Source organism: Aeromonas sp. R2-4, from assembly GCF_040908365.1.
In the GTDB taxonomy this organism is placed as follows: domain Bacteria; phylum Pseudomonadota; class Gammaproteobacteria; order Enterobacterales; family Aeromonadaceae; genus Aeromonas; species Aeromonas veronii.
In genome coordinates, this window is the sequence record NZ_JBFODO010000013.1 from 239178 (window position 1) to 264867 (window position 25690).

At 60.0% G+C, this 25690-nt stretch carries 22 protein-coding genes; 13 read left to right on the forward strand and 9 right to left on the reverse strand.

Going from position 1 to position 25690, the window contains the following annotated elements:
* The first annotated feature begins 9 nt into the window (after positions 1 to 9).
* Entirely contained in the window at positions 10 to 2418 is a 2409-nt protein-coding gene (locus tag AB5Z05_RS06485; protein ID WP_368150768.1) for an EAL domain-containing protein, read from the forward strand.
* A gap of 57 nt (positions 2419 to 2475) precedes the next feature.
* Here AB5Z05_RS06485 and AB5Z05_RS06490 read toward each other — a convergent pair whose 3' ends face one another.
* A complete protein-coding gene (locus AB5Z05_RS06490; RefSeq protein ID WP_265774476.1) occupies positions 2476 to 2757 on the reverse strand; it encodes a hypothetical protein in 282 nt (93 codons plus the stop codon).
* Positions 2758 to 2922: 165 nt separating this feature from the next.
* On the opposite strand from AB5Z05_RS06490, the gene acs reads away from it, so the two are divergent.
* The 7 genes from acs (at position 2923) to AB5Z05_RS06525 (ending at position 10813) form a co-directional block, all read left to right on the forward strand.
* Complete coding sequence (acs, locus tag AB5Z05_RS06495; RefSeq protein ID WP_368150608.1) at positions 2923 to 4869, forward strand: acetate--CoA ligase; 1947 nt, start codon at positions 2923 to 2925, stop codon at positions 4867 to 4869.
* Positions 4870 to 5157: 288 nt separating this feature from the next.
* Entirely contained in the window at positions 5158 to 5607 is a 450-nt protein-coding gene (aroQ, locus tag AB5Z05_RS06500) for a type II 3-dehydroquinate dehydratase (protein ID WP_005338907.1), read from the forward strand.
* A gap of 36 nt (positions 5608 to 5643) precedes the next feature.
* A complete protein-coding gene (gene accB, locus AB5Z05_RS06505; RefSeq protein ID WP_005338908.1) occupies positions 5644 to 6102 on the forward strand; it encodes an acetyl-CoA carboxylase biotin carboxyl carrier protein in 459 nt (152 codons plus the stop codon).
* Between the two features lie 15 nt (positions 6103 to 6117).
* Positions 6118 to 7458, forward strand: coding sequence for an acetyl-CoA carboxylase biotin carboxylase subunit (gene accC, locus AB5Z05_RS06510; RefSeq protein WP_005338910.1), 1341 nt, complete (start codon positions 6118 to 6120; stop codon positions 7456 to 7458).
* A 127-nt stretch (positions 7459 to 7585) separates the two neighbouring features.
* The gene (locus tag AB5Z05_RS06515; protein ID WP_033114122.1) at positions 7586 to 7849 is read left to right on the forward strand and encodes a YhdT family protein; all 264 of its coding nucleotides are present in this window, start codon (positions 7586 to 7588) and stop codon (positions 7847 to 7849) included.
* The gene (panF, locus tag AB5Z05_RS06520; RefSeq protein WP_021230396.1) at positions 7839 to 9296 is read left to right on the forward strand and encodes a sodium/pantothenate symporter; all 1458 of its coding nucleotides are present in this window, start codon (positions 7839 to 7841) and stop codon (positions 9294 to 9296) included. The genes AB5Z05_RS06515 and panF overlap by 11 nt, the downstream gene beginning before the upstream one ends.
* A gap of 89 nt (positions 9297 to 9385) precedes the next feature.
* Entirely contained in the window at positions 9386 to 10813 is a 1428-nt protein-coding gene (locus tag AB5Z05_RS06525; RefSeq protein WP_064338677.1) for a PTS transporter subunit EIIC, read from the forward strand.
* 1 nt (position 10814) lies between these two features.
* On the opposite strand, the gene AB5Z05_RS06530 is transcribed toward AB5Z05_RS06525, so the two are convergent.
* Positions 10815 to 11687 (reverse strand): LysR family transcriptional regulator, encoded by an 873-nt coding sequence (locus tag AB5Z05_RS06530; protein WP_368150613.1) that lies wholly within the window; start codon positions 11685 to 11687, stop codon positions 10815 to 10817.
* A gap of 100 nt (positions 11688 to 11787) precedes the next feature.
* Here AB5Z05_RS06530 and AB5Z05_RS06535 point away from each other — a divergent pair, with 100 nt between their 5' ends.
* The 4 genes from AB5Z05_RS06535 (at position 11788) to AB5Z05_RS06550 (ending at position 16021) form a co-directional block, all read left to right on the forward strand.
* Positions 11788 to 12804, forward strand: coding sequence for a zinc-binding alcohol dehydrogenase family protein (locus tag AB5Z05_RS06535; protein ID WP_368150616.1), 1017 nt, complete (start codon positions 11788 to 11790; stop codon positions 12802 to 12804).
* A 537-nt stretch (positions 12805 to 13341) separates the two neighbouring features.
* A complete protein-coding gene (gene prmA, locus AB5Z05_RS06540) occupies positions 13342 to 14220 on the forward strand; it encodes a 50S ribosomal protein L11 methyltransferase (protein ID WP_005358410.1) in 879 nt (292 codons plus the stop codon).
* Positions 14221 to 14422: 202 nt separating this feature from the next.
* Complete coding sequence (locus AB5Z05_RS06545) at positions 14423 to 15400, forward strand: D-2-hydroxyacid dehydrogenase family protein (RefSeq protein WP_368150618.1); 978 nt, start codon at positions 14423 to 14425, stop codon at positions 15398 to 15400.
* Between the two features lie 66 nt (positions 15401 to 15466).
* Positions 15467 to 16021: a sugar O-acetyltransferase gene (locus AB5Z05_RS06550; protein WP_252656508.1), complete on the forward strand. Its 555-nt coding sequence runs from the start codon at positions 15467 to 15469 to the stop codon at positions 16019 to 16021.
* Positions 16022 to 16403: 382 nt separating this feature from the next.
* Here AB5Z05_RS06550 and AB5Z05_RS06555 read toward each other — a convergent pair whose 3' ends face one another.
* Together AB5Z05_RS06555 and AB5Z05_RS06560 are read right to left on the reverse strand one after the other, a co-directional pair.
* Positions 16404 to 16952, reverse strand: coding sequence for an NAD(P)H nitroreductase (locus AB5Z05_RS06555; RefSeq protein WP_201952553.1), 549 nt, complete (start codon positions 16950 to 16952; stop codon positions 16404 to 16406).
* 114 nt (positions 16953 to 17066) lie between these two features.
* Positions 17067 to 19094 (reverse strand): FAD-dependent oxidoreductase, encoded by a 2028-nt coding sequence (locus AB5Z05_RS06560; protein ID WP_368150621.1) that lies wholly within the window; start codon positions 19092 to 19094, stop codon positions 17067 to 17069.
* 318 nt (positions 19095 to 19412) lie between these two features.
* On the opposite strand from AB5Z05_RS06560, the gene sppA reads away from it, so the two are divergent.
* Complete coding sequence (gene sppA / locus AB5Z05_RS06565) at positions 19413 to 21257, forward strand: signal peptide peptidase SppA (protein WP_368150624.1); 1845 nt, start codon at positions 19413 to 19415, stop codon at positions 21255 to 21257.
* A gap of 91 nt (positions 21258 to 21348) precedes the next feature.
* Here the strand turns inward: sppA and AB5Z05_RS06570 are convergent, their stop codons facing one another.
* From AB5Z05_RS06570 to AB5Z05_RS06590, 5 genes are all read right to left on the reverse strand, one after another.
* Positions 21349 to 22269: a L,D-transpeptidase family protein gene (locus AB5Z05_RS06570; protein WP_005338927.1), complete on the reverse strand. Its 921-nt coding sequence runs from the start codon at positions 22267 to 22269 to the stop codon at positions 21349 to 21351.
* A gap of 510 nt (positions 22270 to 22779) precedes the next feature.
* A complete protein-coding gene (locus AB5Z05_RS06575; RefSeq protein ID WP_368150627.1) occupies positions 22780 to 24021 on the reverse strand; it encodes a tetratricopeptide repeat protein in 1242 nt (413 codons plus the stop codon).
* A gap of 11 nt (positions 24022 to 24032) precedes the next feature.
* Positions 24033 to 24668: an energy transducer TonB gene (locus AB5Z05_RS06580; protein WP_005343441.1), complete on the reverse strand. Its 636-nt coding sequence runs from the start codon at positions 24666 to 24668 to the stop codon at positions 24033 to 24035.
* 16 nt (positions 24669 to 24684) lie between these two features.
* Positions 24685 to 25092: a biopolymer transporter ExbD gene (locus tag AB5Z05_RS06585; protein ID WP_005338933.1), complete on the reverse strand. Its 408-nt coding sequence runs from the start codon at positions 25090 to 25092 to the stop codon at positions 24685 to 24687.
* A gap of 67 nt (positions 25093 to 25159) precedes the next feature.
* Positions 25160 to 25687: a MotA/TolQ/ExbB proton channel family protein gene (locus AB5Z05_RS06590; protein ID WP_368150630.1), complete on the reverse strand. Its 528-nt coding sequence runs from the start codon at positions 25685 to 25687 to the stop codon at positions 25160 to 25162.
* Positions 25688 to 25690: the final 3 nt, after the last annotated feature.

Here is a 25690-nt window from a genome sequence, read left to right on the forward strand (position 1 = left end):
ACCGAGGCAATGTTGACCCAGCTGTCAGATCACACCGTCCTGGAACAGCTGATGGATAATGCCCCTCTGGGCATCGGCGTCTTTGACTGCGAATTTCGCTACCGTAAAGTCAATCAGGTGCTGGCCGACATCAATGGCAAAAGCATCGAGGAGCATCAGGGCAAGCACCTCAGAGAGGTGGTTCCCAAGCTGGCACCGACCCTGGAGCCCATGTTTCAGCAGATCATGCGAAGCGGCATGCCCTACGTGGATATCGCCATCACGGGCCAAACCGCGGCGTACGACAGCAGCTCCCGCCGCTTTCAGGCCACCTACAGCCCGATGCGTGATGAGAAAGGGGAGCTGAACGGTATCCTCGCCATCGTGCGGGACATCACCGAGCAGTACGAAACCGAACAACGGCTGCAACTGGCAATGCGAGCAGCCCAAATCGGTGTATGGGAGTGGCACGTGGCGGAGGACAGATTACTGTTCGACGGCCAGATTGAGCCGCTGCTGGGCATCGAGGCCAACCAGTTCCACGGTGGGCTGCAAGCGTTCGTCGACTGTTTTGAACCGGAATCCGGCAGCCAGCTCAAGGCCGCCCTGCAAAGTCATGACCCCATCCATCTCACCCTGAGCTACCTCACCGCTCTCAACGAGCGCCACTGGGTCGATATTCATGCCGACCATGTCCCCGCCACCGAGTCGATCGGCCACCGGGTCATGGGAGTCATTCACAATGCCACCGCCCGCCGCCGTCAGGAGGAGCGACTCCATCAGGCCAACGTGGTATTCGATACCACAGCCGAGGGGATCATCATCCTCGACAGCGAGCACCATATTCTGTCGGTCAACCCGGCCTTCACCATGCTGACCCAATACAATGCCGAGGAGGTGATAGGCCGCACCCCGGATATCATCATGCATCCCAGGCGCTACACCGACCTCGACTATCCCTGGTATCACCTGCGCCCCGGCAACAACGCCTGGCATGGCGAGATGGTTTGTCTGCGCAAGGATGGCAGCTACTTCTCCTCCTGGCAGCAAATCAGTGCTGTCTATGACAACTTCAACAACACTACTCACTATGTGATCGCCCTTTCCGACATCAGCGCCATTCGCAAGGTGGAGGCAGAGCTGAATCACCTTGCCTATCACGATCCCTTGACTGAGCTGGGCAATCGTCATCTGTTGCAGGAGCGGCTGGCCCTGGAGCTGAAAACCGCACAGCTCAATCGCAAACGGTTGGGGCTGCTCTTTATCGATCTGGATGGCTTCAAGCTGATCAACGACAGCCTGGGCCACGGAGTTGGCGATGAGCTGCTCAAGCGGCTGGCAGAGCGGATCCGCTGCTGCCTGCAGCACAACGATCTGGCGACCCGCCTCGGGGGAGACGAGTTTCTGGTGTTGATCCCCTATCTGGAGGAACCTGACGAGCTGGCAACCCTGGCCAATACCCTACTGACCGTGTTGCGTGAGCCGGTTGAGCTGGCCCATGAGCTGGTGGCAATCTCGGCAAGTATCGGTATCGCCATCTATCCCGATCATGCAGACAGCCCGGAAACCCTGGTCAGCGCCGCCGACAGCGCCATGTACGAGGCGAAAAGTCAGGGGCGCAACGGATTCCAGTTCTATACCCCCTGCATGGCGGCTCGAGCCCGCGAGCGGATGCAGATTGAGCAGGGTCTGCTCAAGGCCCTGGAGCTCGAACAGCTCTGCATCTTCTATCAACCTATGACCAATCTGGCCAACGGCCACCTGAGCGGACTGGAAGCCCTGCTGCGCTGGCAGCATCCCAATGAGGGGATGATAGCGCCGACCCGTTTTATTCCGGTGGCGGAGGAGTGCGGCCTGATAGAGAAAATTGGGGAGTGGGTGATGCGCAACGCCTGCGAGCAGGGACAAAACTGGCTGGCCGCCGGACTGCCGGTGCCTCGCTTGTCGGTCAATGTGTCGGTGCGGGAGATGCGCTCCCCAGGCTATGTTGAACGGGTCGCCGCCATCCTGGCCGAGACAGGGTTTCCGCCAGAACGGCTGGAGATCGAGGTGACTGAGAGCATCATCCAGCGGGTCGAACAGAGTCTGGATCTCTTTACCCGCCTGAAAAATCTCGGCGTTCAGATTGCCATCGATGACTTTGGTACCGGCTTCTCGTCACTGAGTCTGCTCAAGACCCTGCCGATCGATCGCATCAAGATCGACCGGGCGTTTGTGCAGGCATTACCGGAAGACAAGAACAGTCGGGAGCTCTGCCGCACCATCATCAATCTGGCCGACAGTCTGGATATGGAGGTCACCGCCGAAGGGATTGAAACCAAGGCACAACACGCCTTCTTGCAATCACTCAACTGCGGCGAAGGACAGGGTTATCTGTTCAGCAAACCACTGCATGTCGAACATATGGGAGATCGCCTGCATCAACGCTACGTCTCATAGCGGCAGGCAATCATCATCACCAGCCGGGAGGCATCCGCCTCCTGGCTGCCGACCGGATTACCACTCGATCTGCAAGCGGGATTCCCAACCATCATCACGATCATTGAGCATGCGCGTCAACGGTGATTCGCCAGCATAACGGGGAGCTGGCTCGCTGAAGGTGAGTCTGGTACCGGACTCCTTGGCCTGCCATGCATGACCAAGCTGATCGGCCACCCGATCCCGCAGCGCAGGTGAAGCCTCCTGATGGGTGATAGCAAACTCTTTCGGAGGTTCGCCAGCGGGCACTGGCGCATCAAACTGCCAGAGGGATGCACAGAGCAACAGAGAAAACATCATGACCTCCAATTAATCGACTCCCCCCTTTTACTCAACCACCGATTAATTGTCACTCTTTGTCCTGTAACCAACTGTTGCCGCCTATCCAAAAGTCTAATTGCCCCCCGCCACCAAAGGTATAAGTTGTTAAGAAACCATTAAAAGATCTATTCAAAGGAGTGACAGATGAGCGAGAGCAAGGTCTACCCGGTCAAACCCCACATCAGCAGCAATGCACTGCTAGACAAGGGCGACTACGCCGCCATGTATCAGGCCTCAGTCGAGGATCCCGATACCTTCTGGGGAGAGCAGGGAAAAATTCTCGACTGGATGAAACCCTATACCAAGGTCAAGAACACCTCCTACGATCCGGGCCATGTCTCCATCAAGTGGTTTGAAGATGGCCAGCTCAACGTCTCTGCCAACTGTCTCGATCGCCATCTCGCCGAACGGGGTGACAAGGTCGCCATCATCTGGGAAGGGGACAACCCTGCCGAAGATCGCAAACTCACCTACCGCGAACTGCACAGCGAAGTGTGCAAGTTTGCCAACGTCTTGAAAGCACAAGGGGTTCACCGCGGCGACGTGGTCTGCCTCTACATGCCCATGGTGCCCGAAGCCGCCATCGCCATGCTGGCCTGTACCCGCATCGGCGCGGTACACAGCATCGTCTTCGGCGGCTTCTCGCCAGAAGCGCTGGCTGGTCGCATCATCGACTCGGGCTCGCGCATCGTGATCACCGCCGACGAGGGGCTGCGTGGTGGCCGTCCGGTGCCGCTCAAGAAGAATGTGGATGAAGCGCTCACCAACCCGGAAACCCAGGTCAACAAGGTGATCGTGCTCAAGCGCACCGGCGGCAATGTCGCCTGGCACAACCACCGCGACATCTGGTGGCATGAAGCGACCGCCGCCGTCAGCAGCGACTGCTCGCCAGAGGCGATGAACGCCGAAGATCCGCTCTTTATCCTCTATACCTCCGGCTCCACCGGCAAACCCAAGGGGGTGCTGCACACCACTGGCGGCTATCTGGTTTATGCCACCCTCACCTTCAAATATGTGTTCGACTACCACGAAGAGGATATCTACTGGTGTACCGCCGATGTGGGCTGGGTCACCGGCCACTCCTATCTGGTCTACGGGCCGCTTGCCAACGGTGCCACCACCATCATGTTCGAAGGGGTGCCCAACTACCCGGCCACCAACCGCATGAGTCAGGTGGTGGACAAGCATAAGGTCACCATCCTTTATACTGCACCAACCGCCATCCGCGCCCTGATGGCCAAGGGTAACGAAGCGGTCACCGGCACGTCGCGCCAGAGCCTGCGCATCATGGGTTCGGTGGGTGAACCCATCAACCCGGAAGCCTGGGAGTGGTACTACCGCACCATTGGTGACGAGCGCTGCCCCATTGTCGATACCTGGTGGCAAACTGAAACCGGCGGCATCCTGATTACGCCGCTGCCCGGCGTCACCGACCTGAAACCGGGCTCGGCGACTCGTCCCTTCTTCGGGGTGCAACCGGCGCTGGTGGACAACATGGGCGAGCCGCTGGAGGGGGCTACCGAGGGCAACCTGGTGATCACCGACTCCTGGCCGGGCCAGATGCGCACCGTATTCGGCGATCATGAGCGCTTTGAGCAGACCTACTTCTCCACCTTCCCGGGCCGCTACTTCACCGGCGACGGTGCCCGTCGCGACGAGGACGGCTACTACTGGATCACCGGTCGGGTGGATGATGTACTGAACGTCTCTGGCCACCGCATGGGTACCGCCGAAATTGAATCGGCGCTGGTGGCCCATCCCAAGATCGCTGAAGCCGCGGTGGTGGGGGTTCCTCACGAGATCAAGGGTCAGGGCATCTATGCCTATGTCACCCTGATCGCCGGGGAAGAGCCAAGCCGCGAGCTGCATAAAGAGGTGAAGGAGTGGGTGCGCAAAGAGATCGGCGCCATCGCAACGCCAGATGTCATTCACTGGGCAGAGGGGCTGCCGAAGACCCGTTCCGGCAAGATCATGCGCCGTATCTTGCGCAAGATCGCCACCGGCGAGACCGACAGCCTGGGGGATATCTCCACCCTGGCGGATCCGGGGGTAGTAGACAAACTCATCCGCGAGAAGTCGGAAGCTGCCTGATCCCGCTTCGTTTGTTGCTCAACAAAGCCGGCCCTGTGCCGGCTTTGTCGTTTCTTATCTGCCAGCAAACAGCAAGGTGGCAGCGACGAAGTATCTCAGGTTGAAACGTGCAATAAATAGCCAGATGTAGAGATTAGACCAGTAAAATGCTGCTAATTTTCACGAAATCAATATAATTGCGAAATCTGTGTGCCAGGGCACACCGATTTGCGCAGAAAATGGCTAGATTTCTGGTAGTCCACAAGATAGCTGATAGATAGCAGCATTATCATCGAGGATGTACTCAATATGTCGCAAAATCACCGCATTCTCCTGCTCAACGGACCAAACCTGAATCTGCTGGGCAAACGGGAACCGGGTATCTACGGCAGCAAGACGCTTGATGAGATCGTCGCCGATCTGAAGCTTAACGCCAGCGAACTCGGTGTCACTCTGGAACATCTGCAATCCAACGCCGAACATGAGTTGGTCGGCCGCATCCATCAGGCCATGGGCCAGGTGGATTTTATCATCATCAATCCAGCCGCCTTCACCCACACCAGCGTTGCCATTCGCGATGCGCTGCTGGGTGTCGCCATCCCTTTTATCGAGGTTCACCTGTCAAACGTCCATGCCAGGGAGCCGTTCCGTCATCACTCCTATCTGTCTGATGTCGCCAAAGGGGTCATTTGTGGTCTGGGGGCCGATGGCTACCAATTCGCTTTAACCGCGGCCGTGCACCATCTGCGCGCGGCTTGATAATCACTGATCAGATAAAGAAGAAAGAGAATGCTAATGGATATCCGCAAAATCAAGAAGCTGATTGAACTGGTTGAAGAGTCCGGCATCGCCGAACTGGAGATCTCCGAAGGTGAAGAGTCCGTTCGCATCAGCCGCAACTTCTCCGGTCAGGTGACCACCGCCATGCCGCAGATGATGATGCAGCAAGCCGCTCCGGTTGCCGCACCTGCCGCTGCAGCCCCGGTTGCCGCTGCACCGGCCGCAGATGCCGCCCCGAGTGGTCACCTGATGCGCTCCCCGATGGTTGGCTCCTTCTACCGCTCCTCCAGCCCGGATGCCAAGCCGTTCGCGGAAGTGGGTCAGCAAGTCAATGTCGGCGACACCCTGTGCATCGTCGAAGCCATGAAAATGATGAACCAAATCGAGTCTGACAAGGCCGGTGTGATCAAAGCGATCCTGGTTGAAAATGGTCAGGCCGTCGAATTTGACGAGCCGCTGTTCATCATCGAATAAGGGAAATCGCCACCCATGTTGGACAAAGTAGTCATCGCCAACCGCGGTGAAATTGCCCTGCGGATCCTGCGCGCCTGTAAAGAGCTCGGGATCAAGACAGTGGCCGTTCACTCCACCGCCGACCGGGAGCTCAAACATGTGCTGCTGGCCGACGAATCCATCTGTATCGGCAGACCGGCCAGTACTGAATCCTACCTCAACGTCCCGGCCATCATCGCCGCCGCCGAGGTAACCGGTGCCGTGGCCATCCACCCGGGTTACGGCTTCCTCTCCGAGAACGCCGATTTCGCCGAAGTGGTCGAAAAATCCGGCTTCATCTTCATCGGCCCGCGCGCCGAGACCATTCGCCTGATGGGTGACAAGGTCTCTGCCATCGAAGCGATGAAGAAAGCGGGCGTACCGTGTGTACCGGGCTCTGACGGCCCCGTCGACAACGACGCCAAGCACAACGCCGCCATTGCCAAGCGCATCGGCTATCCGGTGATCATCAAGGCCGCCGGTGGCGGTGGTGGTCGCGGTATGCGCGTGGTGCGCAATGAAGCGGAACTGGCGGGCGCCATCGCGCTGACCAAATCCGAAGCAGGCCAGTTCTTCAAGAACGACATGGTCTACATGGAGAAGTACCTGGAAAACCCGCGCCACATCGAAATTCAGGTGTTGGCAGACGGCCAGGGCAACGCCCTCTATCTGGGCGAGCGTGACTGCTCCATGCAGCGTCGCCACCAGAAAGTGGTGGAAGAGGCGCCGGCGCCCGGCATCACCGCCGAAATGCGCAAGTTCATCGGCGAGCGCTGTGTGCGCGCCTGTATCGAGATCGGCTACCGCGGTGCGGGTACTTTCGAGTTCCTGTACGAGAACGGCGAGTTCTATTTCATTGAAATGAACACCCGTATCCAGGTTGAGCATCCGGTCACCGAGATGGTCACCGGTATCGATCTGATCAAGGAGCAGCTGCGCATCGCCGCCGGTCAGCCCCTGTCGATCACCCAGCAGGATATCCGCATCCGTGGCCATGCCATCGAGTGCCGGATCAACGCCGAAGATCCGGCCACCTTCATGCCCTCTCCGGGTCTGGTGCAGCGCTTCCACGCGCCGGGTGGTCTGGGCGTGCGTTGGGACTCCCACATCTATGCCGGTTACAAGGTACCGCCCCACTACGATTCGATGATCGGCAAGCTGATCTGCTACGGCGAGAATCGTGACATTGCCATCGCCCGCATGCGTCATGCGCTGGACGAGCTGGTGGTGGAAGGGATCAAGACCAACGTACCGCTGCAAAAAGAGATCATGAAAGACGAAAACTTCCAGCACGGTGGCACCAATATCCACTACCTGCACAAGAAGTTAGGTCTGTAAGGATCGCTGATAGAGACCGGACTTCCGGTGGAAGTCTGCTCCGCAAGGAGCCTCTGCTGAAAAAGGGCCATGGCGACATGGCCCTTTTTTGCTATCCTTGCGCCCCTCAAATTTGTCGGAGGCCAAGGTGAACCGTTTCGCTCTCGCTCGCCGGGAAGCCGCTTTTTGTCTGCTGCTGACCCTGCTCTACTTCTTTGCCTGGTATGGCACCGCCTATTTCATCCCAGTCCATCTGGAGCTGTGGGACATCCCGCTCTGGTTCCTGCTCAGTTGCATGGTGATGCCGCTCATCTTCATCATCCTCTGCGCCCTGATGGTCAATCGCCTCTTCGTGGATATCCCGCTCGATACCCACGCCAGCCCGCAGAAGGAGCCCCCCCGTGAATCTTGAGTTGATGCTGCCGCTCGTCATCTATCTGGTGCTAGTGCTGGGGGTGGGTTTCTGGGCCAGCCGCCATCGCGCGCAAGGCAACTTCGTGCAGGAGTACTTCATCGGCAACCGCAGCATGGGCGGGCTGGTGCTGGCGATGACGCTAGTGGCTACCTACACCTCGGCCTCCTCCTTTATCGGTGGGCCGGGCGCGGCCTACAAGATCGGTCTGGGCTGGGTGTTGCTGGCGATGATCCAGCTGCCCACCGTCTGGCTCACTCTGGGGGTACTGGGCAAGAAGTTCGCCATCATCGCCCGCCGGGTCAATGCGGTGACCATCAACGATATGCTGTGGGCCCGCTACCAGAGCAAGGCGGTGGTGATCCTCGGCTCCGTTACTATCATCCTCGCCTTTATCGCGACCATGGTGGTGCAATTCATCGGCGGCGCCCGCCTGCTGGAGACCGCCACCGGCCTCTCCTACCAGCAGGGCTTGATGCTGTTTGCCAGCTGCGTACTGCTCTACACCATCATCGGCGGCTTTCGCGCGGTGGTGATGACCGATGCCCTGCAGGGGATCATCATGCTGATCGGCACCGGCGCCTTGCTGGCGGGGATTTTAATTGCCGGTGACGGCCTGCCGAACCTCATCCACCAGCTCAGGGAGATCGACCCCAAGCTGGTGAGCCCGCAGGGGGCCGGCGACATGTTGACCCAGCCCTTTATGCTGAGCTTCTGGATCCTGGTCTGTGTCGGGGTGGTGGGGCTGCCCCACTCGGCATTGCGCTGCTTTGGCTATCGCGACAGCAAGGCGCTCCATCGCGGCATTCTGATCGGCACCGTGGTCAGCGCACTGCTGATGTTTGGCATGCATCTGGCGGGCGCCCTCGGCCGCGCCATCCTGCCCGGCATGGACAGCCCGGACAAGATCATGCCCTCCCTGATGATGGAAGTGCTGCCCCCCTGGCTGGCCGGGGTCTTTCTGGCGGCGCCGATGGCGGCCATCATGTCCACCATCGACTCCCAGCTGATCCAGGCTTCCGCCACTCTGGTGAAGGATCTCTATCTCAACTATCTGAGTCCAAAGCAGGAGAAGCTGGAAGTGCGCATTCCGCGCCTCTCCCTGCTCTGCACCCTGATCTTGGGCACCCTGGTACTGCTGGCGGCGCTGCAGCCCCCCGAGATGATCATCTGGCTCAACCTGCTCGCCTTTGGCGGTCTGCAGGCGGTGTTCCTCTGGCCGCTGGTGCTCGGTCTCTACTGGTCACGGGCCAACGGCCCGGGCGCGCTGGCCAGCATGGTCAGCGGCATCGTCTGCTATGGGGTACTCAGTCAGTGGGGGATCAAGCTGGCTGGCCTGCACGCCATCGTGCCAAGCCTCACGCTGGCACTGGTGGTCTTTATCACGGTCAGCCTGCTGACGGCACCGCCCTCGCGGGAAGTGCGCGAGCTTTTCGGGCAGAAATAATAAAAATATAAATTAGGGGTTCCAAAACTATCCCCAAATAGGTGTTTTCCGGTTAAACTGTGCGCCAAGTCACAGAACGTAGCCGCTGTATGCCCGTTAAAGCCACTCGACAAGTCGTTACTCAAGCCCTGCAGCGGCTCGGTTATGCCCTGCTGCTGCCCGTCTCCATCCTGCCGATGGCGGCGCTGATATACCGGCTTGGTCAACCCGACGTGCTCGATTTGGCGGTGCTCTCCCTCACCGGTCAGGCGATTTTCAGCCAGATGCCGCTTATCTATGCGGTGGCGATCGCCTTTGGCCTGAGTCGGCAGGAGCTGGGCGGGCAGACGCTGGCGGGAGCGGTCAACTTCCTGCTGCTCAGCACCGCCTTCAATACGCTGGCCCCCAACCTGCACGCCGACATGATCTGCGGCCTGCTGGCGGGGCTCACCACTGCCATCATCTATCCCTGGGTTCACCAGCAAACGCTGCCCCGCTGGCTGCAGATCGCCAGGGGGGAGTTTCCCAGCCTGCTGGTGTCGGCCTTGGCCTGCCTGCTGATCGCCATCCCCCTCTCGCTGCTGTGGCCGCCACTGGAGCGCGGGCTGACCCTGCTCACCTCCGAGCTGCTTACCACGCCGTTTGGCGCCTTCTGCTACGGCACCCTCAACCGCTTGCTGATCCCGCTCGGGCTCCATCAGGTATTGGGTAGCGTCATCGGCCTTGGCGAGAGCAACCTGCAGGCGCTGGCCACCGCCCAGCCCCTTCATGAAGGGTATGTGGCCGGTCTTTACCCCATCATCATGTTCGGCCTGCCGGGCGCCTGTTTTGCCATCTGGCTGCACCGCCAGCGGATGCAGCGGCTGCCGCAGGGCGGGCTGCTGCTCACCCTGGCGCTCACCTCGGCACTGGTGGGTATCACAGAGCCTATCGAATTTCTGTTCGCCTTTACCGCCCCCTGGCTGTTTCTCGCCCACGCCCTGCTGACCGGACTGTCACTGGCGGTCTGTAGCGGGCTGGGGATCAAGGTGGGCAGTTACTTCTCCGCCGGTCTGCTGGATCTGGTGCTGAGCTATCAGGCTGGGGAGCACAGCTTCTGGCTCATTCCGGTCGGTATCCTGTTTTTCGTCGCCTACACCCTGCTCTTTTACCAACTGCTGGAGCGTGCCCCCCTCAGCATGCCGAGCAAGCCCATCGCGGTGGAGCATCCGCGCCTTGCCAGCGTTGCCCCCTCCGACCCGCAGATGCTGGCGATCCAGTACCTCAAGGTGCTGGGCGGGATGGATAATCTGGTGGCGATGAGTGTCTGTATCACCCGCCTCAGCCTGCGGGTGCGCGATATTTCACTGGTGGATCAGTCACGCCTGCTGGGTCTGGGCTGCCTCTCCTGGATCCAGCTCAACGACCACCAGCTGGTGCTGGTGCTGGGCCCCAGCGCCAGCCTGATTGAAGGGCAGATCCGCATGCTGGCGGAGCGCCAGTCGGTCCCGCTCGGCCTCAAACCCAATCAGGAGTCGGCCAGCCAGAGCAGCTGGTAACTCAGGCAAACGGCAACCGCTCGGCCACGAAATCCATCAGGGTGCGCAGAGCGGGGGCCAGATGCTCCCGGCTCGGATAGATAAGGTAAAACGGGTTGGCCGGAATGGGCTGATCCGGCAACACCTTCTGCAATCGCCCCGCCGCCAAATCCCCTTCGCAGACATGGTGTGGCAACAGGGCAATCCCACCGTCATGGAGCGCCATCTCCCGCAGCGCCAACAAGCTGTTGCTGACACAGGCCCCCTGCGGCCGCCAGCCCCCCTCCTGCAATGGCCACACCGGCATGGCCGAGTGCACCAGACAGGCATAACGGCCCAGCTCGCTCAACTGCTGCGGCATGCCGTGGACCGCCAGATAGGCGGGCGCTGCCACCAGATGACGCGCCACCAGCCCGATGCGCCGACAGATGAGGCTGGAGTCTTTCAGCGGCGCCGCCCGCAGCGCCAAATCATAACCTTCCCCCACCAGATCGAGCTGTTCATCGCTCAGGGTCAGTTCCAGCACCACCTCGGGATAGAGGGCGCGAAACTCGGCGAGGATCCGGCCAAGCAATAGAGTACCGGTCGCCTCGGGGGCAGTGATCCGCACCCGCCCCGCCGGGGCCGAGCGCAGCCGTGCCATCGCCAGATTGGCGCTGCGGGCCAGTGCCAGCAGCCCCTGACAGTGCTCCACATAGAGCTCCCCCTGCGGGGTCAAGCTCAACCTGCGAGTGGTACGCTGCAACAACCGCACCCCGAGCTGGGATTCGAGCCGCGAGATCTTCTGGCTCACCGATGACTTGGGCATACCAAGCAGCTCGGCGGCCCGGGTAAAGCTTCCCTGCTCCACCACGGTGGCAAACAGTCCCATCAACTCCAGATCGACATTGTTCATATATTCAAACAGTCTTTACCGATTACCCATCTTAATCTTGATAATCAACCAGACTAGAGTGAGTGGCAATCCCGAACACAGCGATTTGAAAGGAAAAACCATGAAAGCCATTGCCCTGACTCACTATCTGCCAAGCGACCACCCCGACTGCTTCATCGCCGCCAACCTGCCCGATCCGGTTCCGGGCCCGCAGGATCTGCTGGTGCGGGTCACCGCCACCTCCGTCAATCCGGTAGATACCAAGGTGCGCTCCCCCAAGGCCAAAATTGAAAGCTCGCCCCGGGTACTGGGTTGGGATGCGGTGGGGGAAGTGATCGCCACCGGCAGCGAAGTGACCCTGTTCAAGGCGGGCGACCGGGTCTGGTATGCCGGCGATATCAGCCGCCCGGGCAGCAACAGCGCCCTGCAACTGGTGGATGAGCGCATCGCCGCGATCGCCCCCACCAGCGTGAGCGATGTGGAGGCCGCCGCCCTGCCGCTCACCGCTATCACCGCCTGGGAGACCCTGTTCGAGCGCTTCGCTCTTACCCGCGAAAGCCGTGGCAAACTGCTGATCATCGGCGGCGCCGGTGGCGTGGGCTCCATCGCCATCCAGCTGGCCCGCCAACTCACCGGTATGGAGGTGATTGCTACCGCCTCCCGCCCCGAGAGCCGCGAGTGGTGCCTCGAGATGGGCGCCCATCAGGTCGTAAACCACCACAAGTTGCAGGAGGAGCTGACCGCCCTTGGCATCACTCAGGTCGATGCCATCTTCTGCACCAACGCCACCGCCGAGCACTGGGCCACCATGGCCGGGCTGATCCGTCCGTTCGGCCATATCTGCACCATCGCCGAATCGAGCGAGCCGTGGGATCTCTCCCTGCTCAAGAGCAAGAGCGTCACCTTCAGCCAGGAGTTCATGTTCACCCGCTCCCTGTTCCAGACGCCGGACATGATCGAGCAGCACCGCCTGCTCGGCCGGGTGGCGGCACTGGTCGATGAAGGGGTACTGCAGACCACCCTTACCAGAACCATCCCGTCGCTGACCCCGGTCACGCTGGCTCAGGCCCATGCCGAGGTCGAGGCGGGCCGCATGGTAGGCAAGCTGGTGATCGACATGAGCGGCTTTGCCAACTAAGCCCTCAAACGCACCATGATGGGATAAGTTCACCAAGGAGATGCCCCAAACGGGCACAACCAGCGGCACTCATGACTGCCTGTGGCAGGCCAACGTCCGACAATCAGCCAAAAAAGAGGCCATTTCGCGAGAAATGGCCTGAATACCTGAACATTGGGGTAACAATCACACACATATCCTTATGCAGGACATATTAGTCTTTGCATCTGGCATGCCAACAGCAGCATGAATGCGCCAAAACGGCGCTAACCCGTCCTTGAGCAAGGTGCCGACCTTGCTCTTTTTTTGTCTGGCAGACTGTTTACCAAGCAAACAAGTGCAGATAAAAAAATGCCACCCGAGGGTGGCAGTGAAAGATGACGGAACTTGAGCAAAGCGTTCAGCGAAAACCGATCGTCTTCGCCTGTATAGTGCAATACAGGAACCGTGCCAATCCGGCAAAAGCCCCCGTATCCCTCCACGTCATGGGCAAACCACGACAGCACTGCCCCATGATGGTAGAATCTCGCGGTTTCACATTTATGAAGAGTCGATGCCATGCCCTGGATACAAATTCGAATCAACGCCACTGCCAAGACCGCAGACAAGGTGAGCAACATGCTGCTGGGGCGTGGAGCCCAGGCGGTGACCTTTATGGATGCCAAGGATGTGCCCGTCTATGAACCCATGCCCGGTGAAACCCCGCTCTGGGGCGAGACCGAAGTGATGGGTCTGTTCGATGCCGAAACCGATCCGGCTCCCACTATCGCCTTCTTCCAGCAGATCTTCGGCGAAAATGTCGGCTACAAGGTCGAGCAGCTGGAAGACAAGGACTGGGTGCGCGAGTGGATGGATCACTTCCACCCCATGCAGTTTGGCGAGCGCCTCTGGATCTGCCCGAGCTGGCGCGATGTGCCGAACCCCGATGCAGTTAACGTAATGCTGGATCCGGGCCTGGCCTTCGGTACCGGTACCCACCCCACCACGGCACTTTGCCTGCAGTGGCTGGACGGGCTGGATCTGACCGGTAAAACCGTGGTCGATTTTGGCTGTGGCTCCGGCATTCTCGGCATCGCCGCCCTGAAACTGGGTGCCGCCCGCGTCATCGGCATCGACATCGACCCGCAAGCCATTCAGGCCAGCCGTGACAACGCCGCGCGCAACGGCGTTGCCGACCAGATTGAGCTCTATCTGCCAGCCGACCAGCCGCAAGATGTCGAAGCGGACGTGGTGGTCGCCAACATCCTGGCCGGCCCGCTGCGCGAACTGGCTCCACTTATCGCCGGCCACGGCAAGCCAGGCAGCCTGATGGCCCTCTCCGGCGTGCTGGAGAGCCAGGCCCCGGAGCTGGAAACCATCTACGGCCAGTGGTTCGAGATGGACCCGACCGCCGTCAAGGAGGAGTGGTGCCGCCTCTCTGGCCGCAAACACGGCTAAGTGCTGCCAACAATGACATCAACTTAATGCCATCAGGGCTCCCGTTCGGGGGCCCTGACTGTTTTGGCCTGCCGGGCTCTTCCCGGTCCGTGGACATGGGCTTGATTGCACTCCCTTCTGATTGTGTTCGTTTGAAAACAACAGACACCTTTTATTCCGGTAAGATAGCGGTCCGAGCCAACGCAACCGAGAAGGATTTCTTATGCGGATTGCCATTCTGGATGACTATCAGGATCAGGTGCGCCACCTCCCCTGCTTTGCCCTGCTGGCGGGTCATGATGTCACCATCCTCAACCAGAGCGAACCCGATACAACGCGCCTTGCCGCCCTGCTGGAAGGAATGGAAGCACTGGTGCTGACCCGCGAGCGTACCCGCATCGACGAACAGCTGCTGATACAGCTTCCCCCCCTTAAACTCATCAGCCAGACCGGAAAAGTCAGCCAGCATATCGACCCGGCACTATGCCAGCAGTACGGCGTTGCCGTGGCAGAAGGGATCGGCAGCCCTATTGCTCCCGCCGAGCTCTGCTGGGCGCTCATCATGGCAGCCTCCCGCCATATACCTGTTTACAGCCAGGCGTTAAGCCAAGGCCAATGGCAGCAATCTGGTGACCTCGGTTTGGGACGCACGCTGCATGGGTTAACGCTCGGCATCTGGGGTTACGGCAAGATAGGCCAGCGGATCGCCCGCTATGGCAAGGCATTTGGCATGTCGGTACTGATATGGGGCAGAGAGGTTTCGCGCAGGCAGGCCGAGCTGGATGGCTATGCCTGCGCCTCCAGCAAGGAGGCTCTCTTCAGCCAAGCCGATATCCTCACGCTGCATCTGCGCCTGAGCGAGGCAACCCGCAGCGCTGTTACCCGCGCAGATCTGGCTCGCATGAAAGTTGACTCTCTGCTGGTCAATACCAGCCGTGCCGAACTTATCGAGCCGGGCGCTCTCTATGCAGAGCTCAGTAACCATCCTGGAAAACGGGCCGCGCTCGATGTATTTGACATCGAGCCGGCGACACAGGAAAGCGAACCCCTGCTGCGCCTACCCAACGTCTTGGCGACGCCTCATCTCGGCTATGTGGAGCAAAACAGCTACGAACTCTACTTTCGCGTGGCGTTCGAGAATGTGCTGGCCTTTGCCGAAGGCAAACCTGCCAACCTGGTTCTGCCCATATCGGGTGGATGATCACGTTACTTCTGCCGTATTGGCGCCAATATCCAAATCCCTGGCAGATAAAGGAAAGCAACCTTCATGAGCGAATACCAGAAGATGATTAGCAGCCAACCGTACAACTGCATGGCACCCGAGTTGGCCCAGTTGCGCCGGGAAGCGGCACGGCGCTATCGCCGTTTCAATCAGGCGGAAGAGGAAGCAGAGCAGCGGGCACTACTGGCGGAGCTGATTGGCGAATTGGCTGAGAATGCCTTTATCTGCCCGCCACTCTACTGCACCTATGGCCGTCATATTCAGCTTGGCAAGAACTCCTACATCAATATGGGGGCGACCCTGCTGGACAATGCCCCCATTCGCATCGGCGCCCATGTGATGATTGGGCCAAACGTGCAGATCTATACCGCAGCCCATGCACTGGAGGCCGACAAACGGATTCAGGGCACAGAGACGGCGCTGCCGGTCACCATTGAAGACAAGGTCTGGATTGGGGGCGGCGCCATCTTGCTGCCCGGCGTCACCATAGGGCGGGAGGCGATCGTCGGCGCAGGCGCCGTAGTCACCAAAGATGTACCGGCCGGTACTCGGGTAGTCGGCAATCCAGCCCGGATCCTGCCAGCCAAAAACAGGGCATAAGGCTGCAAACCGGGCTGCATCTTGATGCCGCCATCAACTCACAACAACCCTGACACCCCATAAAAAAATAAAGCCCAATGTCACGAAGACGTTGGGCTGTTAAAAGGTGCTACGGAATTGCGACTCTCATCGCAGAAAAATTAGAAGGAGTGCCCTTCTAAACTGGCAGGGAGATATTAGCGAATGCGCAAACGTTTTACATAGTGAAATACAACAGGATTGCGAGGTACATCGCACTATTTAAATAATTACCTGCTATGGCGCGCGAAGCCTCTTTGAGCCATTTATTTTCCCCAATTTCTCTGGTTACTATTCACGGTTAAACAAAAAAGCCCCGATTTCTCGAGGCTTTGCTTCTCTCAACCGCAACGTGGCCGAAAAGTCAGAAACGGCGGACAAACTCATCGAGCGGCAGCTCGCGCAGTTTGCGTGCTTCCAGCATGGGAGTACCGAGATAGAGGAAACCCACCAGCTGATCCTCTGCCGCCAGTCCCAATCCCTTGTTGATCTGCTCATCGAAGATAAACCAGCCGGAGCGCCAGATACCGTTGAAGCCCTGCGCCTGCGCGGCCATCTGCATCGCCATCAGGGCACAACCGGCAGAGAGCTCCTGCTCCAGTTTCGGCACCTTGGGGTGATCCTGATAACGGGTTGCCACGGCGACGATCAAGGGCGCCCGCAGCGGCGCTTCGCTGCACTTCTTGATGCTCTCTTCATCTTCGCCACGGGCACGGGCCGCCTCGGCCAGCAGTTTGCCCAGCCGCTCGCGCCCCTCTCCTTCAAACAGAATGAACTGCCAGGGAGTCAGGGTGCCGTGATCCGGCGCGCGCAGGCCCGCCTTGAGGATATTGTCGAGCACCTCACCGCTCGGGGCGGGCTCGGCGAGACGGCCACAGGAGTGGCGGTTGAGCAACAGGGTGAGGGCATCCATGGGCAATTCCTTCTCTGGGGCAATGATGGCGCTACCTTAGCACAGCACCGAATGAAGAAAACCCCTGAGGCTCAGGGGTTTATCGCACTATAAAGGACAAGAGGGCACAGTTGGCTAGATGACAGCAGCCAGTTCGGCGCCCTGTCTGATCGCTCGCTTGGCATCCAGCTCGGCAGCAACGTCGGCTCCGCCGATGATATGCACCGGCTTGCCTGCCGCCTGCAACCCGGCCTGCAGCTCTTTAAGGGGCTCCTGCCCGGCGCAGACTATCACCTGATCCACCGGCAGACACTGCTTGGACTCGCCCACCTGAATGTGCAAGCCCTCGTCATCGATCCCCAGATATTGCACCCCGGAGAGCATCTGCACCTTGCGGTTCTTGAGCACGGTACGATGGATCCAGCCGGTGGTCTTGCCAAGTCCGTCACCCACCTTGCTCTCCTTGCGCTGGAGCAGCCAGATCTGGCGCTCGGGGGCGTCAATTTCAGGAACCGTGAGGCCACCGCGCTCGCCAAGCTGTTTGTCGATGCCCCACTCCTTGAGCCAGTGATCACGGTGCCCATCGGCATCCGTCTCCACCTTCTTCTCGACCAGATACTCAGCTACATCGAAGCCGATGCCGCCGGCACCGATCACCGCCACCTTCTGGCCGACCGGTTTGTGATCCCGCAATACATCGAGATAACTCATCACCTTGGGATGTTCGATGCCCGGAATATTGGGGGTGCGCGGACGAATACCGGTAGCGAGGATCACCTCGTCAAAACCACCGCCGAGCAGGCTCTCGGCACTCTGGCGCTGGCCGAGATAGAGCTCGACGCCGCACTTCTCCAGCCGCTTGGCGAAATAGCGCAGAGTCTCGTGAAACTCCTCCTTGCCCGGGATCTGCTTAGCGAAGTTGAACTGGCCGCCAATCTCGCTCGCCTGATCGAACAGGCTCACCTGATGGCCGCGCTCGGCAGCGTAGCAGGCAAATGCCAGCCCGGCGGGGCCCGCCCCCACCACCGCCAGCTTTTTGGGCTGGGGCACGCGGCCAAAGGTCAGCTCGGTCTCGAAACAGGCGCGGGGATTGACCAGACAGGAGGCGCGCTTCTGCTTGAACACATGGTCGAGGCAGGCTTGATTGCAGGCGATACAGGTGTTGATCTCGTCCGCCCGGTTCTCGGCCGCCTTGATGACAAATTCGGGATCAGCCAGGAAGGGGCGCGCCATGGAGACCATATCCGCCTCGCCACCCGCCAGAATCCGCTCTGCCACCTCTGGGGTGTTAATCCGGTTGGTAGTGATAAGCGGCACCTTGAGATGCTTTTTCAGCTCGGCGGTCACCCAGCTGAAGGCGCCGCGCGGCACGCTGGTGGCGATGGTGGGAATACGCGCTTCGTGCCAACCGATACCGGTGTTGATGAGGGTCACCCCCACCGCTTCCAGCGCTTTGCCAAGGGCAATCACCTCTTCCAAGGTCGAGCCCTGCTCCACCAGATCCAGCATGGAGAGGCGGAAGATAATGATGAAGTCGGTGCCGACCCGCTCGCGGATGGCGCGGACAATCTCCACCGGGAAGCGCATCCGGTTTTCGCTGCTGCCACCCCAGCCGTCCGTGCGTTTGTTGGTGCGCTCGCAAATGAACTGGTTGATGAGATAGCCTTCCGAGCCCATCACCTCGACGCCGTCATAACCGGCCGCCTTGGCAAGCGCAGCTGTAGCCGCGAAGTCGCGAATGGTGCCGCGGATCTGCCGCTCGCTCATGGCGCGTGGCTTGAACGGGGAGATGGGTGCCTTGAGGGCGCTCGGGGCCAGACTGAAGGGATGATAGGCGTAACGACCGGCATGGAGGATCTGCAACGCTATCTTGCCCCCCTCCTGATGCACGGCACTGGTCACCTTTTTGTGCTTGCTTACCTGCCAGGGAAAGCTCAGCTGAGAGCCGTGAGGCACCAGCCGTCCACGCAGGTTGGGGGCGATGCCGCCGGTGACGATAAGGCCGACGCCGCCGCGAGCACGCTCGGCATAGAAGGCGGCCAGCTTGTCAAAACCGCCCTTCTCCTCTTCGAGGCCGGTATGCATGGAGCCCATCAACACGCGATTGCGCAGCTGGGTAAAACCGAGGTCAAGGGGCTTCAGCAGATGGGGATAGCGACTCATGATGCCTTCCTCTTTAAGGCCGGGGTGCATGGAACAACGCCCAACACCCGGTTGCGCAGCTGGGTAAAACCAAGGTCGAGCGGGGTCAGCAGGGTCGGATAGCGGCTCACGATGCCTCCAGTTAATTTTTTGTTATCAAACTGAGGCTAGAGTAAAGAATCGAAAATTCTTTTTCAAACAAATGTTTGGACAATTTTTCAGCGAACAGCCGTGCCCTGAACGAAGATAGACGGGATCCGCCAGTCGGAAATGGCAATTTCGCCCGCAACTGGTTAATAATGGCTCTTCTCTACCCATTAACAGGGCGATAACGCGACTATGTCTATTTTCAAAGGTCTGGGTTGGTTGTTCCGCAGCCTGTGGCGCCTGCTCAATTTCACCCGGCTGATGCTGATCAATCTGCTGTTTCTCATCGTAGTGCTGGTCATCGTCTTCAGCGTCAGCCAGAAAGAGGCGCCCAAGGCGCCCATCGAAGGGGCGCTGACCCTCAATCTCAACGGCGTGCTGGTGGAGCAACGCTCCCAGACAGATCCCACCGTACAACTGCTGCGCCAGATGGACAGCAGCGACGAGCAGCCGAGCGAGATCGTTCTCTCCGACCTGCTGTGGGCCATCAAGAGTGCCAAGGATGACGAGCGCATCAAGGCGCTGGTGATCAAGCCACAAGGGCTGCAGGGAGCCAACTTCACCAAACTGCAGGAGGTGGCGAGCGCCATCGACTCCTTCCGGGAGAGCGGCAAACCGGTGATCGCCATGGCCGACTTCTACACTCAGGGGCAATACCTGCTGGCGGCCCACGCCGATCACGTGCTGCTCAACCAGAGCGGCGCCGTGGTGATCGAGGGGCTTGGGGTCTACCAGACCTACTTCAAGTCGGCGCTGGAGAAGCTCAACATCACCCCGCATGTATTCAAGGTCGGCACCTACAAATCCTTCGTCGAGCCCTATACCCGCGACGAGATGTCCCCCGAGAGCAAAGAAGCGAACCAGCGCTGGCTGGATCAGCTGTGGCAATCCTATGTGGCTGACGTAGCCGAGCAACGGGAGATCGAACCGGATGCCGTGGCACCGGGCAAGGAGCGCTTCCTCGAGCTGCTGCGCAAGGCCGGTGGCAATGCCGCCAACTACGCCCTCGACAACGGTCTGGTGGATCAGCTGGCGACCCGCGACGAGATGACCCAGGCGGTCATTAAAGAGGTGGGTGAAGCGGACGACCACGGCTGGAAAGGGGTCGGCCTGAAAGAGTATCTGGCTGCCATTCCGGAACAATATCCCCAGAGCGGCAAGGATGAGGTGGGTCTGGTGGTCGCCAGCGGCGCCATCATGGATGGCGTACAGCCTGCCGGCACCATCGGCGGCGACAGCCTCTCCGACCTGCTGGCCGATGCTCGCCGCGATGACAAGGTCAAAGCCGTGGTCCTGCGGGTCGACAGCCCGGGCGGCAGCGCCTTCGCCGCCGAGCAGATCCGCGCCGAGCTGCTGGCTCTGAAACAGGCTGGCAAACCGGTAGTGGTCTCCATGGGCAGCTATGCCGCCTCCGGTGGCTACTGGATCTCCGCCGATGCGGACAAGATCTTCGCCTCCCCAACTACTCTCACCGGTTCCATCGGGGTGTTCGGCATGTTCGCCACCATCGACAAGGCGTTGGCTCAGTTCGGTGTGCATACCGACGGGGTCGGCACCACAGATTACGTTGGCGTCGGCCCGACCCGCGCTCTGCCGGATCACGTCGGTCAGGCTATCCAGCTGAGCGTGGAAGATACCTACCAGCGCTTTATCGGTCTGGTCAGCAAAGGTCGTGGTCTGAGCCCGGAAGAGGCCGAGAAGGCGGCCGAAGGCCGAGTCTGGACCGGCGAAGATGCCAAGGCCCTGGGTCTGGTGGACGAGTTCGGCAATCTGGATGACGCCATCAAGGCCGCCGCCGACCTCGCCAACCTCAAGGAGTGGCAGGTGACCCCTATCGAGCAGGAGGAGTCCACCAAGGACAAGTTCCTGCGCCAGCTGTTTGACAGCAGTGCCCAAGTGCTGGCCCCCCAGTTGCAAAGCTGGCTGCCGGCTGGATTTGGCAAGGCATTGGTGGAAGTGAACCGCAGTCTCGACCCGCTCACCCGCTTCAACGATCCGCAAGGCACCTACGCCTTCTGCCCGGTCTGCGTGCAGTAAGCAAGCGGCGAATGCCCCATAAAAAACGGCGACCATCTGGTCGCCGTTTTCTTTATTCAGCCAGTGCGCGCGGCACCGCCAACTTGCTCAATCATGGATTGAGGCGGGTCGGCATACCGGTACGCTGTTCCAGCACCTGCTTGACCACGTTGGAGTCAGACTCGGCGTGGGCGATGAAGCGGGTGATAGCCGGTGTCATCGGGAGCGGCACGGAGGCGGTGGAGTTGAACTCCTCCTCGGTGCGCGACAGCGGCTCGTGTACTTCCATGTAGCGACCGCCATCCGGCTCGACCGTGGTCTTGACCGGCTGGTTGACGAACTGGACGCGGGTGCCGACCGGCACGTTGTCGAACAGATACTTGATGTCGTCAGCGCGCAGACGCACGCAACCGCTGCTCACCCGCAGACCGATACCGAAGGTGGCGTTGGTGCCGTGGATGGCATAGAGGTTGCCGATATAGAGGGCATGCAGACCCATGGGGTTATCCGGACCCGCTGGCCATACTGCCGGCAGAGTCTTGCCCTGGGCGGCATAGCGACGACGGATGTTCTCGGTCGGGGTCCAGGTCGGGTTAGCGCGTTTGCGCTCTACCTTGGTGATCCAGTTCTCCGGGGTGTTTACCCCCAGCTGACCGATGCCGATGGGCAGTACTTCCACCACGTTCTTCCCTTTCGGGTAGTAGTAGAGACGCATCTCGGCAACGTTGATGACGATCCCTTCGCGGGGCGCGTTGGGCAGGATCAGCTGGTGGGGGATGATCAGGGTGCTACCCGCTTTCGGCAGATAGGGATCAACGCCCGGGTTGGCTTCCATGATGTTGGTCAGACCCAGCTGGAAGTCAGCAGCGATCTGCTCCAGCGGACGGTTGTCCGCAGGCACCACGTATTCCTGATTTTCACCGATCAGGCGGCTGTTGGCCGCAGGCAGACGGTACTCGACGGCGGCAGCCTGCTGGCTGACCAGCGCAAATGTGCATAAAAGGGCCGAAGCGGCAGTGCGAAGGGGATTCATAAAATTCCTGTGTGGTTTCCTGTACCAAATGGGCCGGGGGCCGTCTCATCCTCGGTCTGCCGGTGGCGGGTCAACCTGCCCCACGACGCCAATAACCGAGCGCGCATTCTTTCCTGAGTCGGCCAAAATTTCAACTTCCATATGTTGCTTTTCTTGTTAAAAGTAGCCGTTTTCGGTGTGACGCTTATCAACAGGGCAAAAGCCACACTGGCAAGTCGCAGCAAAGAGAAAGATGAATGGCACTGCCCGCCTGTCAGCGAGCCACCCGAGCCCCCGTCAACCACAGCGCAGCGCCACCTGGTGTCACGGTTGCAGCCCTACCCAAACGTTTGTCACATCCGGGAAGATAGACCAATGTCGAGGGAGGCTCTTTATTGGTATGAAGAGGGATAAAACCGCGCATCGGCCACCAGCCGGTGCCGGTTTCAGCTATAAAAAAACCGCTCCGAAGAGCGGTTAATGGAGCCACCAGGCAACCATAAAAGGGACTACAGGTAGTTGTCATTGGAATTACTGGACGGCTGCCTCCCCTGCACCGCTCTGCTCCTTGAGGAAGCTGATCCAGGGGGATGCCCGACCGCTGACGTTGCCATTCTGAGCCGCCTGGGTGAAGGCGTTGAGGGCCTCCTTCGGCTTTTGTTGCTCAAAATAGGCGACCCCGGTCAGGAACTTGAGATCCGCCCGCTGTTCACCATTTGCATTGGCTGCCGGTTTGGCGGCCAGCGCCACCAGATCCTGATAGCGTTTGCTCTGGATCATCATGCGCGCCATTTTCAGCTGCAATTCGGCGCTCGGGGCCAGCTGGTAGGACTTGGCCAGGGTGTCGATGGCCGGATCCAGCTCCTTGGCCTGATGCCAGTAGTTGGCCAGGGTCTTGTAGTTGCCAGCGCTCTGCTCAATCACCCCGTCCTTCATCCCCTTCTCCATCACCCGTGCGGCGCGATGGGGAATGCCGGTGAAGGCGAGGTAGTTGGCGAGACGCTGCAGCTCGGCAGCCTCGGTCAACATGCCGAGGTTGTAGGCCGACTCCAGCGCCGCCAGCGCCTTGGCATCGTTGCCTGCCTGCATATGCATGGCCGACAGCTGGGTCCAGTACTTCTTCTTCTCCGGGAACATGTTGACCAGAGAGGTCAGCACCTCGGTCGCCGGTTTGTACTGTTTCAGCTCGTAGTGAGCGCCCATCTTCAGCAGATACCAGGACTCCGGCGCTTTACCTGCCGACAGCTTGATCGCCTGATCCACCGCCGGGATCGCGTCACGGTACTGCTTGAGCTGCACGTGGGCGTTGGCTAGCGTGATATAGGCATGAGAGTTGGGCTTGTCATCTTTGCCCTGGTTGGCAAACCACTCCTTCATGGTCTTGATCGAGCCCTGATAATTACCCTCAGCCATATAGAGCTGGGCCAGGTTGTAGCGCACCTGCTGGGCCACCGGTGGCGGCAGGCCGCCTGTCGCGATGGCATCGGCAAAGTACTTGGTCGCCTGACCGTATTTCTCCTGCTGGGCGGCTACGAAACCGAGAGTCTGCAATATGACCCCCTTGTCGTAGACCCGATCACCCACGCTGGAGAGTGCCTCCTGCAATCTGGCATTCGCCAGACCGTATTGCTTGTCAGTGATCAGCTCCTGCGCCTTGTTGACCGCCCGATAGGCCCGATCCGACAGGGCCGGCTGCTCGGCGGCCCAACTGGCGGTGCTGAGCAGCACCGCCATGGCGACCGGGGCGAGGATCATCTTGTGTAACTTGTTCATCGCCACCTTCCTTAGTTGACCGCAAACTCGATCTCTTGCTGCATACGGCTCGCCTGCGGCTTGCCATCTACCATGGCCGGTTTGAACGTCCACTTGGCGATGGTTTTGCGCGCCTCTTTGCCGAGGTCATAGCTGCGCGGCTCTTCCTTGACGATCCGCACGTTGCTGACGGTGCCGCGCTCGGTGACGGTGAACTCCACCAGCACCTTGCCGGAGGCCAGGCCCGCCAGTGCCGCCTTGCGGGGCATCATGGGCTCGAAGGTTGCCAGCGGAATGGCGCCGTTGTTGCCACCAACGCCACCACCACCGCCGCCGGTGCTGTAGGCACCCAGCGCGTTGCCACCACCGATGTTGACCGGGATGTCGAGCTTGGGCATGTCCATCGGCGCGCTCTCCATCTTCGGCCGATCCGTGCTGGCCACTTCCATCTCGGGAGGCGGTGGCGGACGCTTGGGCGGCGGCGGTTTGGGCAGCTCCCGCTGTTTCTCTTGCAAGGTCTCCTGGGGCTTGAGGCGGATGAAATCGGTCATGGTGACGTCATCCTTCTCCACCAGCTCCCGGTGATCCGGTGTGATCAGCTTGTTCATTCCCAGAAACAGAAAGAACACCACCACACAGGAGACCGCCAACGATATCAGGTATCTCATAGGTCTCTCTCCGGCATCAGCTGCTCTTGTCTGCCGCGATGGAGATGTTCTGGACACCGGCCATGCGGATCTGATCCATGACCTGTACCACCAGACCGGAACGGGATTCGTTATCGGCCTGGATCACCACGGCGCTCTCCGGGTTTTCGGCCCGCAGCCGCTCGATGTTGGCGCGTACCGCCCCCACCTCGACCACCCGCTTGTCGACCCAGACCTGACCGTTTTCGCGCACCGCGACCATGATATTGCCCTTCTTCACCGTCTCGGCCGTGCTGGCACTGGGACGGTTGATCTCGACACCGGACTCCTTGACGAAGGAGGTGGTAACGATGAAGAAGATCAGCATGATGAACACTATGTCCAGCATGGGGGTCAAATCGATAGCCGCCTCGTCAGCACCACTGTCGCTGTAACGTTTTCTCATAGCAGAAACTCCTTGCTTGTTCTGTGCCCCCGGCAGGCCATGCCTCGCCGGGGGTATGCATCCTGCATCAACCGTGTTTCAGGTTGTCTTCCAGCTTTTGCACCGCCAGTTTGGCCTTGTGATCGAGCTGGTTGACAAAAAACAGGCCGGAAAGGGCGGCAATCATGCCCGCCATGGTCGGTACCGTTGCCTTGGAGATCCCCGATGCCATCGCCCGCGGCGAACCGGTGCCGGTGATGGCCAGGGTGTCAAACACCTGCACCATCCCGACCACAGTGCCGAGCAGCCCCATCAACGGGCAGAGAGCGATCAGCACCTTGATGACCGGCATCCCCTTGTCCACCGCCATGGCAACCCGTGAGACCAGCTCGCGCCGGATCTGCTTGGCAGACCAGGAGAGATGATCGGTACGGGCCAGCCAGGTGTCCTTGGTCTGCTTCACCTGCTTGGGGTAGACCGCCATGAAGTAGAACCAGCGCTCCAGCAACAGGGCCCACATCATCAGGGTCAGGAAGAACAGGGCGACCAGTACATCGCCCCCCAATCCCAAAAACCGGCGGACCGACTCGACTTCTTCAATCAACCAGAACCACATGGG

Bases quoted from the DNA above. Each gene is read 5' to 3' on its own strand.
- aroQ (WP_005338907.1), top strand. From the start codon at position 5,158: ATGTCGCAAAATCACCGCATTCTCCTGCTCAACGGACCAAACCTGAAT.
- AB5Z05_RS06590 (WP_368150630.1), bottom strand. From the start codon at position 25,687: ATGTGGTTCTGGTTGATTGAAGAAGTCGAGTCGGTCCGCCGGTTTTTG.
- AB5Z05_RS06555 (WP_201952553.1), bottom strand. From the start codon at position 16,952: ATGGATGCCCTCACCCTGTTGCTCAACCGCCACTCCTGTGGCCGTCTC.
- prmA (WP_005358410.1), top strand. From the start codon at position 13,342: ATGCCCTGGATACAAATTCGAATCAACGCCACTGCCAAGACCGCAGAC.
- AB5Z05_RS06490 (WP_265774476.1), bottom strand. From the start codon at position 2,757: ATGATGTTTTCTCTGTTGCTCTGTGCATCCCTCTGGCAGTTTGATGCG.
- AB5Z05_RS06530 (WP_368150613.1), bottom strand. From the start codon at position 11,687: ATGAACAATGTCGATCTGGAGTTGATGGGACTGTTTGCCACCGTGGTG.
- sppA (WP_368150624.1), top strand. From the start codon at position 19,413: ATGTCTATTTTCAAAGGTCTGGGTTGGTTGTTCCGCAGCCTGTGGCGC.
- AB5Z05_RS06560 (WP_368150621.1), bottom strand. From the start codon at position 19,094: ATGAGTCGCTATCCCCATCTGCTGAAGCCCCTTGACCTCGGTTTTACC.
- acs (WP_368150608.1), top strand. From the start codon at position 2,923: ATGAGCGAGAGCAAGGTCTACCCGGTCAAACCCCACATCAGCAGCAAT.
- AB5Z05_RS06575 (WP_368150627.1), bottom strand. From the start codon at position 24,021: ATGAACAAGTTACACAAGATGATCCTCGCCCCGGTCGCCATGGCGGTG.
- AB5Z05_RS06585 (WP_005338933.1), bottom strand. From the start codon at position 25,092: ATGAGAAAACGTTACAGCGACAGTGGTGCTGACGAGGCGGCTATCGAT.
- AB5Z05_RS06550 (WP_252656508.1), top strand. From the start codon at position 15,467: ATGAGCGAATACCAGAAGATGATTAGCAGCCAACCGTACAACTGCATG.
- accC (WP_005338910.1), top strand. From the start codon at position 6,118: ATGTTGGACAAAGTAGTCATCGCCAACCGCGGTGAAATTGCCCTGCGG.
- AB5Z05_RS06580 (WP_005343441.1), bottom strand. From the start codon at position 24,668: ATGAGATACCTGATATCGTTGGCGGTCTCCTGTGTGGTGGTGTTCTTT.
- AB5Z05_RS06535 (WP_368150616.1), top strand. From the start codon at position 11,788: ATGAAAGCCATTGCCCTGACTCACTATCTGCCAAGCGACCACCCCGAC.
- AB5Z05_RS06545 (WP_368150618.1), top strand. From the start codon at position 14,423: ATGCGGATTGCCATTCTGGATGACTATCAGGATCAGGTGCGCCACCTC.
- AB5Z05_RS06570 (WP_005338927.1), bottom strand. From the start codon at position 22,269: ATGAATCCCCTTCGCACTGCCGCTTCGGCCCTTTTATGCACATTTGCG.
- AB5Z05_RS06485 (WP_368150768.1), top strand. From the start codon at position 10: ATGTTGACCCAGCTGTCAGATCACACCGTCCTGGAACAGCTGATGGAT.
- accB (WP_005338908.1), top strand. From the start codon at position 5,644: ATGGATATCCGCAAAATCAAGAAGCTGATTGAACTGGTTGAAGAGTCC.
- AB5Z05_RS06525 (WP_064338677.1), top strand. From the start codon at position 9,386: ATGCCCGTTAAAGCCACTCGACAAGTCGTTACTCAAGCCCTGCAGCGG.